Genomic DNA, 10836 nt, shown 5'->3' with positions numbered 1-10836 from the left:
TGACCGCCACCTCCAGCTTGACCTTGGGCAGCATGTTGGTGGTGTATTCGGCCCCGCGATAGATCTCGGTCTGGCCCTTCTGCCGCCCAAAGCCCTTGACCTCGGTAACGGTCATCCCCGCCACGCCCAGCGTGGAGAGCGCATCGCGCACCTCGTCGAGCTTGAAGGGCTTGATGATGGCGATGATGAATTTCATGCCGGTCCCCTGATTGCCTCATGCACCGGCACCATGCCGGCTTCGCACATGCAGCAAGGGCCGTGCCAAACGGCAATTTTGCAGCGGATTCAGCAATCTAGAGGAAATGAACTTTCATATACTAACGGCCCGGCGCTCGAAACTTGCACACCTGCCTATTTTTTAGGCAGCTCCAGCCGAGCCCAGACCGGCAGGTGGTCCGATGCCTGCGCGGATAGCGGCGAGTGGTGGACCGCCATTTCAGCCAGCTGCCAGTCCGGCGAAACCGCGATCCGGTCGAGCGCGGCCAGCGGGCGGCGTGAGGGGAAGCTGCGGCCCGGCGCCAGCACCCGCCAGGGCGCGTGGAATTCGCGCAGCGCGCCGCGGTGCAGCCCCCATTCGTTGCAATCGCCCATTGCCACGGTGGGGCAGGGGTGGCCGCAGCGGTCGATATGGGCCAGGATCGCGCGAACCTGCTGGCGGCGGCGCAGGCCCGACAGGTCAAGGTGCATGCCGACCACGCGAAGGCGCTGGCCCCCGGCAATCAGGTCGGCGCGGATCGCCCCGCGCGGCTCGATCACCGGCAGCGGGACCACCCCGGCTTCGGCCACCCGGATATGGCGCTTCACCAGCAGCGCATTGCCATGCCAGCCCAGCGAATGCGGACGGTGGTTGAGCGGCACCGGGCGGTAGGGGGTGTATTCCTCGATGTGTTCAAGCGGCAGCACGCTCTCGCGCCGGCCGATCCGCCGGTCGGCTTCCTGCAGGGCCAGCACATCGGCGTCGAGTTCGTTCAGCACGGCGATGATCCGGTCGGGATCGCGCCGGCGGTCGAGCCCAACCGCCTTGTGGATGTTGTAGGTGGCGAAGGTGAGTTCCACCTGGCCTTAGCGCTCCTTGGTCGCCGAGAAGGCCAGATCGGGGTTCTTTTCCTGCTGGTAGCCCACATCCCAGGCCGATCGTGCCATGAACACCGGATCGCCATCACGGTCCTTGGCCAGGTTCGACTTGTTGAAATCGGCAAAGGCCTTGAGCGCGGCGTCGCTGCCCTTCAGCCAGCGCGCGGTATCGAACGGGGCGGCCTCAAGCATGGCTGCGACCTTGTACTCGGCCTCAAGCCGGCTGATCAGCACGTCGAGTTGCAGCTGGCCGACCACGCCGACGATCCACTGGCTGCCGATCTCGGGATAGAACACCTGGATCACGCCCTCTTCGGACAGGTCATCCAGCGCCTTCCTGAGCTGCTTGGTCTTGGTCGGGTCCTTCAGCGCGACCCGGCGCAGGATTTCCGGCGCGAAATTGGGCAGCCCGGTGAAGCGGACCTTGTTGTTCTCGCTCAAGGTATCGCCCACCCGCAGCGTGCCGTGGTTGGGAATGCCGATGATGTCACCCGGCTCGGCGGTGTCGGCGATTTCGCGGTCCTGGGCAAAGAACAGGATCGGCGAATGGATCGCCACCGGTTTGCCCAGCGCCGATGGGGTCAGCTTCATCCCGCGCTTGAAGGTGCCCGAAACCAGCCGCATGAAAGCGATCCGGTCACGGTGCATCGGGTCCATGTTGGCCTGGACCTTGAAAATGAACCCGGTCACTTCCTTGCCCTCGGGCGCAATTTCGCCGCTTTCGGAAGGTTGCGGGCGCGGCGGCGGGGCATAGCGGGCAATTGCATCGATCAGTTCTGCCACGCCGAAATTCTTGAGCGCCGATCCGAAATAGACCGGGGTCATGTCGCCGTGGCGATAGGCCTCCTCGTCGAATTCGGGATAGCCGGCCTGGGCCAGCTCGATCTCCTCGGCCACCTCCTCGGGAATGCCTTCGGCCGGGGTGATCGTGCCCAGAAATTCGCGGCTGTCGCCTTCGGGACGGCTGATCGTGTTGGTTGCGAAGTCGAGCACACCCTTGAACTCGCCGCCCATCCCGATCGGCCACGACATCGGCACCACATCGAGCGCCAGCGCATCGGCCACCTCGTCCAGCGTTTCGAATACCGACCGCCCTTCGCGGTCAACCTTGTTAACAAAGGTGATGATCGGCACCGACCGCAGCCGGCAGACCTCGAACAGCTTGCGGGTCTGCGGCTCGATCCCCTTGGCGGCGTCGATCACCATGATCGCCGAATCCACCGCGGTCAGCGTGCGATAGGTGTCTTCAGAAAAGTCCTCGTGCCCCGGGGTGTCGAGCAGGTTGAAGGTAATCCCGTCCTTCTCGAAAGTCATCACCGAGCTGGTGACCGAGATCCCGCGCTGCTGCTCGATCTTCATCCAGTCCGACCGCGCCCGCCGCGCTTGCCCACGTGCCTTGACCTGCCCGGCCAGGTGGATTGCGCCGCCCTGCAGCAGCAGCTTTTCGGTCAGCGTGGTCTTGCCCGCGTCGGGGTGGGAAATGATGGCAAAGGTGCGGCGATTGGACATGGGTGGCGCCATTAGCGGGGGCGGCGGGGAAAGTCATTGCGATTGTTGGGGCGGGGGCAGTGGACACCGAATGGAGATATGAAAAGTGTGACCTTCCGGCGGTGCCCGACTGCCGCCTTGGGCAAAGCCGCGCTTTTCTGCGGAACCTGCGGCTGCGCGGCAGCACAGCAATCGTACACCCGGCGGCGTGGGTGTGACTTTTGCAACGAAGCGTTTCCGCTGGATCCGAGGCGGGGCAAAGGCAGGCGCATCGCCAAGGTTAAGGCAGATTACGGCCAAGTAGGAAAGGCGGTCAGTCGCTGCCGGACAAGCCCAGCCCATCCTGCAGCAGATCGTTCGCCGCCCGTGCCACCTCACCCAGATCGGCACCGGTGTCCATCACCCCGAACCGCAGCCCCAGGAACACGTTCATCCCCATGATCGCCCAGGCGTGGGCCTCGCACGGTTCGACGCCCAGTTCGCCCTTGGCATGGGCTGCCTGCAGGCGTTCAAGAATACGCGCGGCGGTGTTGAGGTAGTGGGCGCGCCAGTCTTCCGGGGCGACGAATTCGGCTTCGTCGATGATCCGGTAGATTTCCTTGTGCTCGCGGGCGAATTCCAGAAAGGCGTGCAAGGCCACACCTTCGGCCGCAATCGCGCCGCCGGCATGCGCGCCCAGCACCGGGGCAACGTGATCGCGCACCCGCCCGCTCATGTCCTGGACCAGCGCCTTGAACAGCGCCTCCTTCGATTCGAAATAGGTGTAGAAACTGCCCAGCGCCACGCCGGCGCGGATCGTGATCGAAACGATCGAGCTTTCGTGAAAACCCTTTTCACCGAATTCGGCCGCAGCGGCATCCAGGACCGCGCGCTGGGTGCGGCGTCCGCGCTCGGTGCGGGGCTCGCGCAGCTGACTGGCGGTATTCACGGCATCCACGCGCTTCCCCTTTCCCCCCTGGGTCGCTGTGGCAATTCGGCCACGTTTCAGCACCATTCACGCTCCTTGTGTTCGATGCAAGCATAACGAAGTTGAAAGTTGGTTCAACTTTTATATAAGCGGCGATCGGAGGCCTGCCGCAATGGCGGCGGGCGGATGGAATTCCTGGGAGGAGACCCGTGATGCGCACCCGTACCCTGCTTACCCGCACCTCGCTGCTGGCCAGCGCGCTGTTCAGCCTGACCGCCCTGCCGGCCCATGCACAGGATGGCGCTCAGGCCGCCGAAGCCGATGATGCCGACAGCGGCGAAATCGTCGTCACCGCACGCCGCCGCGAAGAAAGCCTGATTTCGGTTCCGATCGCGATTACCGCGCTGTCGGGCGATCAGCTCGCCGCCAAGGGTGCCGGCGATATCACCGCGCTGGCCGAGACCGTGCCCAATGTGACCCTGGAAAACAGCCGCGCGACCAATTCGACCCTTTCGGCCTTTATTCGCGGCGTGGGTCAGCAGGATCCGGTTTCGGGCTTTGAACAGGGCGTGGGGATCTATCTCGACGACGTTTACCTCAACCGTCCGCAGGCCGCCGTGCTGGATATCTATGATGTCCAGCGGATCGAAGTGCTGCGCGGGCCGCAGGGCACGCTCTATGGCCGCAACACCGTGGGCGGTGCGGTCAAGTACGTGACCAAGCGGCTGGACGACAAGCCGCACCTGGCGCTGCGCGCCACCTATGGTAGCTACAACCAGGCCGACGGGGTGATCAGCGCCTCGGCGCCGCTGGGTTCGGATGGCGTGCTGCGGATCGGCGGCGCGCTGGCCAAGCTGACCCGCGACGGGTTCGGCAAGAACCTGACCACCGGGCTCGACAACTATGACAAGAACGTGCTTGCCGGGCGCGGCACGATTGAAGTGCACGGCAGCGATATTTTCGCGCGGCTCTCGGGCGATTTCACCCACGACAAGTCGAACCCGCGCAACGGCCACCGGATGGTGCCGGGCATGCTGTCGGGCACGCCGGTGTTGGCCAATGTCTATGATACGCAGGGCGGGCTCAACACCCCCAAGCAGGACGTCAAGGCCTGGGGCATGTCGCTGTTCCTGGAAGGCAAACCGAACGACTGGCTGACGCTGCGTTCGATCACCGCCTATCGCAAGGACGATTCGCTGACCCCGATCGATTTCGATGCGCTGCCGGCGATCGACGTTGACGTTCCGGGGATCTATCGCAACCGCCAGTTCAGCCAGGAACTGCAGGCGTTGATCAGCGTGGGCAAGCTCAACGGGCTGGTCGGGTTCTACTATCTCGATGCCAGCGCGCTGACCCAGTTCGAAGTGCGGCTGTACACGTCCAACGTGCTGTTTCCGGGGCTGACCGCCTTCACCAATGCTGACATCAGCACCGAAACGATGGCCGGTTTTGCCGACTTCACTTACGATTTCACCGACCAGCTGAGCCTGTCGGTGGGCGGGCGCTACACCTGGGACAAGCGTGACGGCTATGTCCTGCGCCAGAACTACCTGCTGGGCGGCAATCCGGTGTTCGGTACCACCGGCACCGCCTTCGGCGGTCCGCAGACCAACATGACCGGATCGAAAAGCTTCACCAAGTTCACGCCCAAGGCCAGCCTGGCGTTCAAGCCGGACAGCGATACGACGATCTACGCGTCCTACTCGCAGGGCTTCAAGGGCGGCGGGTTCGATCCGCGCGGGGTTGGCGCCAATGCGCCGGTGGGCGTCAGCCAGGCCGATTTCCTCAGCTTCAAGCCTGAAAAGGTCGACAGCTATGAAGTGGGCTTCAAGGCCAACCTGCTCGATCGCCGGCTCTATATCGCCACGGCAGCGTTCTGGATGGACTACAAGGACGTCCAGATCCCCGGCTCGGTCGCCTGCCGGGTGGGCCTGGTCGATACCTTCTGCGGGGTGGTTTCCAACGCCGGCAAGGCGCGGATGAAGGGCTTCGAATTCGAAGGCCGGGCCAAGCTGATCGATGGCGAAAGCGGCACGCTGACCCTGTCGGGCTCGTTGGGTTACATCGACGCCAAGTACCTCACCTACATCAGCAACGTCGCTTCCACCCCGACCGAAGTGGCGCCCTATCGCCACGTCCAGAACACCCCGGCCTGGTCGGGCAGTGCCAATATCGACTGGGCGATGCCGCTGGCCGATGGCACGCTGAGCCTGGGCGGGGGCATGTCGTTCAAGAGCAAGACCTACCAGTTCGAGGTCGCCAACCCCTATCTCGACCAGCCGGCCTACCAGCTGTTCGATGCCAGCCTGGTCTATCGTGCCCAGGGTGGCCGCTGGTCGCTGGGGGTCTATGGCAAGAACCTGACCGACAAGCGCTATCGCACTTCGGGCTATACCTACATGGCAGCCAATCCGCTGACCGGGGACATCATCACCCCGATGGTTTCATCGCTGGGCAAGGAAGGGGTCCTGACCACTTTCTATGGCAATCCGCGCCAGGTCTTCGTGACTGCCAGCGTCAACTTCTAAACGCGTTCTCCAAGCCCCTTGGGGCTACCTTGGCCGCGCTGGACCACCGGGTTCAGCGCGGCTTTTTCATGACCAGATAGAGCGCGCCGGCCCCGCCGTGGCGGCGATGCGCCGGACGCACTGCGGCGATCCGGCTGGCATGGGGGCCAAGCTCGATCCAGTCCATGATCTTGGCGCGGATCGCGCCGCGCCGCTGGCCGCGGTCGGCGGCCTCGCTGGGGCGCGGCAGCCCGGTAATCACCAGCACCAGCCGCGCGCCCAGCGCCAGCGCCTGGGCCAATCCGTGATCGAGCCGGGCATGCGCGGCATCAAGGCTATGGCCATGCAGGTCGAGCGTGAAATCGGGATGCAGCGCGGCCCGGGCCAGCTTCTTGTCCCACGAGGCGTCAAGCCCGTGCGCGTCGAGCGGGCGCTTGCGATCCGGGGCAGGGCCCGGCGGCGGCGCGGCAGGCTGAGGGGCCGGTTTTTGCGAGGATCGGGCCTTGGGCGGGGGAGGCTGGTCGGGCTGGGTTCCGCCCTCGAGCTGGGCCTGCCGCGGCGGCGTTGGGCGCAGCGGCTGCACCGTTCGTGCGACCTGGGCCCAGACCCGGGCCTCTTCGCGGCTGAGCTTTCTCGGACGCATCAGCGCACCGGATGGCGCTGGACCGTGCCCTTGGGCAGCAGCAACAGGGCATCGCCGCGAGCGCTCATTCCGCCGGCGATCAGCCTGGCTTCGGCGCCTGCGCCCCAGAAACTGTCGAACCGGTTGGGTCCCTTGATCGCCCCGCCGGTATCCTGCGCGACCCACAGCCCGCTCGCCTCGCTGCGGTCGAGCGTCAGGAACACCGGCGCGCCCAGCGGGGTAAAGGCCGGATCGGCCGCCGCGCTGTCACGCGCACGCACCGCCACGCCCAGCGATCCATAGGGGCCATCGACTCCGGTTTCCCTGAAGAAGACATAGCTCTTGTTTTCGCGCATCAGCGCCTTGCCGGCTTCGGGCTGGTCGGCGATGTATTGCAGGATCCCCTGCATCGAGCCCGAATATTGCCCCGGCCCGCTGCCCAGCAGTCCGCGCTGGCGCATCACCCCGCCGATTCCGGTATAGGGATGGCCGTTCTGCCCGGCATAACCGATCCGCAGCACCGTGCCATCGGGTGCGCGCAACCGGCCTGAACCCTGAACCTGGAGGAAGAACAGCTCAGCCGGGTCCGCCGCCCAGGCGATCTCCAGCTTGCGGCCCATCAAGGCCCCGTCCTCGATCTCGCCGCGATCGTAGTAGGGCACGAACTTGCCCTCGGCATCATAGCGGCCCAGCGGCAGCACGCCCTTGTCGTTGGGCAGCGCGTCACCCGGCGCTGCGCGGACCAGATCGGGCGGCAGGGCATAGACCGGCACGTCGAACCCGGTCTGGCGGGTGCGGACCCCGGCGATCTCGGGTTCGAAATAGCCGGTGACGAAAGCCTTGCCATCGCCCAGCCGGGCGGTTTCGAACCAGGTTTCGAAGAACCGCCGGGCTTGCGCGGCTGGCCAGGTGGCGGCGGCATCGCAGGGCCCATTCCAGTCGGCCCCGGTGGTCAGGCCCGAAGCGTCCTCGCGGCTTTGCAGGCGCGGGCAGCTGGCCTTGAAAGCCGCCAGCGCGCCGCGCGCATCGGCATCGTTCAGTTTGAGGCTGGAGATGGCCGGCCCGGCGCTAAGCCCGATCTGCGCCGCAGTGGCGGGTGCAGCCGGCGGCGGAGTGGGCGTGGTGGGCGTGCCTTCGGGGATCAGGCGCACGCAGCTGGCCAGCAGCAGCACCGGCGCAAGTGCAGCCAGCCTGCGCCCCCGACTGAGCATTACGCCTCGTCGGTTTCGTCGAGCAGCCAGTCGGGCGTCGCGGCATCGACCGTGCGGGCGAAGGTCCACAGATCGCGTGCCTCGATCGCATCGGTCAGCGATCCGGCGATCACTTCGCCCGCCGCATTGCGCGTTACCGCAGCAATATCGGCGACGAAGCGCACGCTGACCCGCGCAACCTTGCCTTCCAGCGCGGCCGCCACGATCGTTGCATCGGTGATCCGCACCAGCCGGTTTTCAAGCTTTTCGCCCGCCGCCTCGCGGGCCGCAATCGCGGCATCGAAGGCTGCCAGCACGTCCTTGTCGCACAGGTTGCCCAGCGCCTCGCGATCGCCGCTCCAGAACGCTTCGAGCACCATCCGGTAAGCGCCCTTGGCACCTTCAAGGAACGAGAGGATATCGAACCGCTTGTCGGCAACCGCGATTTCCTTGAGCCCGCGTTCGATCGCCGGGGTCACACCCGGAACGATCTGGCGCGGGGCGGGGGCATTGCCATTGCGGTCGGTCAGTTCTGGCACCGACACGCGCGGGGCGGGTTCCGCCTTGGGTTCAAGCCGCGGCTGTTCCTCATGCTCGGCCCGGCGGCCCAGCACGGAATAGAGCCGCAGGCCCAGAAAGGCCGCGACCATAGCCAGGATCACGATCTCGACAGTCTTGTCCAATGTACCAGTCCCTGCCGCCCAGCGCGGCGTTGCATTCTTCTAGCTTCAAATAGGTAGCATTGACAAATGAACAACGCGTGAGCGCGCGGATGCGTGCAATTTTGCTGCCGAGCTGTTGTTTTGCTGCCATGCCCGGCCGCCTGCTGCCCTTTCCGATTGCCCGAACGGCCCGGCAATGCTAGGCGCGCGGCCAATTCCAATCCACAGTTTGAAGGCCTTACCGATCATGTCCGAAGACGGCAGCATCATCACCGACCTGAACCTTGATGGCCCCCAGCCCAATGGCGCCGATACCGGCCCGGCTGCCGGGATTATCTCGCAATATATCAAGGACCTGTCGGTCGAAAACCCCAATGCTCCGGCCTCGTACCAGTGGCAGGATCCGCCGCAGATCGACGTCCAGTTCAATATCGGCGCACGCGATATCGATGGCAGCAACGGCGAAGTCAGCGAAGTCGAACTGAAGATCTCGATCAATTCGAAGTGCCAGTCGGGCACCCAGTTCATCGTCGATCTGGCCTATGGCGGGCTGATCGGCATGCGCAACCTTGACGAGGGCAGCCGCCACGCCTTCACCTATGCCGAAGCCCCGCGCCTGCTGTTCCCCTTCGCCCGCCGGGTGATTTCGGACGCCGTGCGCGATGCCGGATTCCCGCCGCTGCTGCTGGAACCGATCGATTTCAACGGCATCTACATCGCCCAGGTCCAGGCCCAGCAGGGTGCTGAGGGCGAAGGCGTGATGGGCGAGGCCTGAGCCCCGTCTGCGGGGGAGAACAGCGATGAGCCTGGTCAGGCATGTCGGCACGATTGGCGGCCTGACCATGGTCAGCCGCCTGTTTGGCTTTGCCCGCGACATGCTGCTGTCGCGAATTCTGGGGGCGGGTCTGGCGGGGGACGCCTGGCAACTGGCCTTTCAGATTCCCAACATATTCCGCCGCCTGTTTGCCGAGGGCGCTTTTTCGGCCGCTTTCGTGCCGCTGTTCAACCGACGGATGAACGGGCCCGGTGATGAGGCTGATGATCGGGAGTCCGCCGAACGCTTTGCGGTAGAAGTCTTGTCGGTGCTGGTGCCGGTGCTGATCGGCTTCTCAGCACTTGCGATGCTGGCCATGCCCTGGCTGATCTGGCTGATCGACGATTTCGGTCAGGGTGGACGGGGCGGGCCCTTCACGGTTGGTCTGGCGCGGGTAACCTTTCCTTATCTGATTTTCATTTCCGTGATGACGGTCTTTGCCGCGATCCTCAATTCTGTATCGCGCTTTGCCGCAGCGGCAGCGGCGCCGGTGTTGCTCAACCTCTGCCTGATCGCAGCGTTGCTTTATGTCCAGTTCTCCGATGGTGGGGCCGATCCGCAGCGCACCGCCTGGCTGGTGGGGATTGCGGCTTCGACTTCGGGATTCCTGCAAATGACCTGGCTGTGGTTCTGGGCGCGGAAGGCAGGCTTTCGCTTTCCGCTGCATCGGCCTCGCCTGACACCCGAAGTACGCGAACTCGGCGTGCTGATCGTGCCGGCGGTGTTCGGTGCCGGGATCTACCAGCTAAGCCGGTTCCTTGACCTGTTCTTCCTGGGCCGCCTTCCAGAAGGGGCGTTTGTGTACCTGGCCATGGCTGACCGGCTCAACCAGTTGCCGCTCGGGATTATCGGTATCGCTCTGGGCACCGCGATCCTGCCGTCACTGTCGAGGTTCATTGCCCGCAACGATGCGGGCGGTGCGCAGCGCGTGCAAAGCAATGCGATCGAATTGGGCATGTTGCTGACTATCCCGGCTGCAGTCGGGCTGTTCTTTGCGGCTCAGCCGCTGACGGCGGCAATCTATCTGGGCGGCAAATTCGATGCCCAGGATGTCACCGCGACCGCGTCAACCGTCGCCATGCTGGTAGTGGGCTTGCCGGCTTTCGTTCTGGTCAAGATTTTGACTCCCGGATTTTTTGCCCGGCGCGATACCCGAACGCCGGTTGTTACCGCGGCGATCTCGCTGGCGATCAACCTGGCGCTCAACTTGTTCCTGATCCCCAGAATGGGTGTTGCGGGACTGGCGCTGGCTTCCGGCCTGGCAGGCTGGTGCAACTGTGCGATGCTTTATGGCCTGCTGCATCAGCGCGGTCATTTTCAGATCGAGTCCGACCTTGGCCTGCGCATCGCCCGGATCGCGCTGGCCGCCGCAGTCATGGGCGGAGTGATCCATTTCCTCGCGCCGCTGGGCAATGGCTGGTATCAGGGCGGGGTGCTGGCACGGATCGTTTCGGTTGGTGCGCTGGTCGGTACCGGGGCAGTGGTCTTTTTTGTCATAGCCTGGATCAGCGGCGCGATCGACCGTAGCAAGATTGATCTGCTGTCGCGCAGGTCCAGCTCTCAGGAATAGAA

10 protein-coding genes are annotated in these 10836 nt (G+C 64.8%); 3 read left to right on the top strand and 7 right to left on the bottom strand.

The window, feature by feature from the left end; genetic code table 11:
- The 4 genes from IT549_RS01305 to IT549_RS01290 form a co-directional block, all read right to left on the bottom strand.
- The coding region (locus IT549_RS01305; protein WP_292969440.1) for a P-II family nitrogen regulator at nt 1-196 on the bottom strand (196 nt) is incomplete at its 3' end.
- Between the two features lie 155 nt (nt 197-351).
- Nucleotides 352-1056: an endonuclease/exonuclease/phosphatase family protein gene (locus tag IT549_RS01300; protein ID WP_292969439.1), complete on the bottom strand. Its 705-nt coding sequence runs from the start codon at nt 1054-1056 to the stop codon at nt 352-354.
- Between the two features lie 6 nt (nt 1057-1062).
- The gene (locus IT549_RS01295) at nt 1063-2583 is read right to left on the bottom strand and encodes a peptide chain release factor 3 (protein WP_292969438.1); all 1521 of its coding nucleotides are present in this window, start codon (nt 2581-2583) and stop codon (nt 1063-1065) included.
- Between the two features lie 292 nt (nt 2584-2875).
- Nucleotides 2876-3556, bottom strand: coding sequence for a TetR/AcrR family transcriptional regulator (locus tag IT549_RS01290; protein ID WP_292969436.1), 681 nt, complete (start codon nt 3554-3556; stop codon nt 2876-2878).
- A gap of 125 nt (nt 3557-3681) precedes the next feature.
- On the opposite strand from IT549_RS01290, the gene IT549_RS01285 reads away from it, so the two are divergent.
- Nucleotides 3682-5997 carry a TonB-dependent receptor gene (locus IT549_RS01285; protein WP_292969434.1) on the top strand — a complete coding sequence of 772 codons (2316 nt, stop codon included), beginning with the start codon at nt 3682-3684 and terminating at the stop codon, nt 5995-5997.
- Nucleotides 5998-6049: 52 nt separating this feature from the next.
- Here IT549_RS01285 and IT549_RS01280 read toward each other — a convergent pair whose 3' ends face one another.
- Genes IT549_RS01280 through IT549_RS01270 form a run of 3 tightly spaced genes read right to left on the bottom strand, consistent with a single transcriptional unit; the run spans nt 6050 to nt 8471 of the window.
- Entirely contained in the window at nt 6050-6619 is a 570-nt protein-coding gene (locus IT549_RS01280) for a Smr/MutS family protein (RefSeq protein ID WP_365775960.1), read from the bottom strand.
- Complete coding sequence (locus tag IT549_RS01275; protein ID WP_292969432.1) at nt 6619-7809, bottom strand: murein transglycosylase A; 1191 nt, start codon at nt 7807-7809, stop codon at nt 6619-6621. Before IT549_RS01275 ends, IT549_RS01280 begins: the two co-directional genes overlap by 1 nt.
- Nucleotides 7809-8471 (bottom strand): Tim44/TimA family putative adaptor protein, encoded by a 663-nt coding sequence (locus IT549_RS01270; protein ID WP_292969430.1) that lies wholly within the window; start codon nt 8469-8471, stop codon nt 7809-7811. The genes IT549_RS01275 and IT549_RS01270 overlap by 1 nt, the downstream gene beginning before the upstream one ends.
- A gap of 226 nt (nt 8472-8697) precedes the next feature.
- On the opposite strand from IT549_RS01270, the gene secB reads away from it, so the two are divergent.
- Together secB and murJ are read left to right on the top strand one after the other, a co-directional pair.
- On the top strand, nt 8698-9225 hold the full coding sequence (gene secB / locus IT549_RS01265; protein WP_292969428.1) for a protein-export chaperone SecB: 528 nt from the start codon (nt 8698-8700) through the stop codon (nt 9223-9225).
- Nucleotides 9226-9250: 25 nt separating this feature from the next.
- Nucleotides 9251-10834, top strand: coding sequence for a murein biosynthesis integral membrane protein MurJ (murJ, locus tag IT549_RS01260; protein ID WP_292969426.1), 1584 nt, complete (start codon nt 9251-9253; stop codon nt 10832-10834).
- Nucleotides 10835-10836: the final 2 nt, after the last annotated feature.

Origin of the sequence: Novosphingobium sp. (assembly GCF_020852455.1) — a bacterium.
Taxonomy (GTDB): Bacteria; Pseudomonadota; Alphaproteobacteria; order Sphingomonadales; family Sphingomonadaceae; genus Novosphingobium.
This window is presented reverse-complemented; position numbering and strand designations above follow the sequence as displayed.

Coding starts and splice junctions, on each gene's coding strand:
- IT549_RS01295 (WP_292969438.1), bottom strand. CDS start 2,583: ATGTCCAATCGCCGCACCTTTGCCATCATTTCCCACCCCGACGCGGGC.
- IT549_RS01290 (WP_292969436.1), bottom strand. CDS start 3,556: ATGGTGCTGAAACGTGGCCGAATTGCCACAGCGACCCAGGGGGGAAAG.
- IT549_RS01285 (WP_292969434.1), top strand. CDS start 3,682: ATGCGCACCCGTACCCTGCTTACCCGCACCTCGCTGCTGGCCAGCGCG.
- IT549_RS01280 (WP_365775960.1), bottom strand. CDS start 6,619: ATGCGTCCGAGAAAGCTCAGCCGCGAAGAGGCCCGGGTCTGGGCCCAG.
- IT549_RS01275 (WP_292969432.1), bottom strand. CDS start 7,809: ATGCTCAGTCGGGGGCGCAGGCTGGCTGCACTTGCGCCGGTGCTGCTG.
- secB (WP_292969428.1), top strand. CDS start 8,698: ATGTCCGAAGACGGCAGCATCATCACCGACCTGAACCTTGATGGCCCC.
- murJ (WP_292969426.1), top strand. CDS start 9,251: ATGAGCCTGGTCAGGCATGTCGGCACGATTGGCGGCCTGACCATGGTC.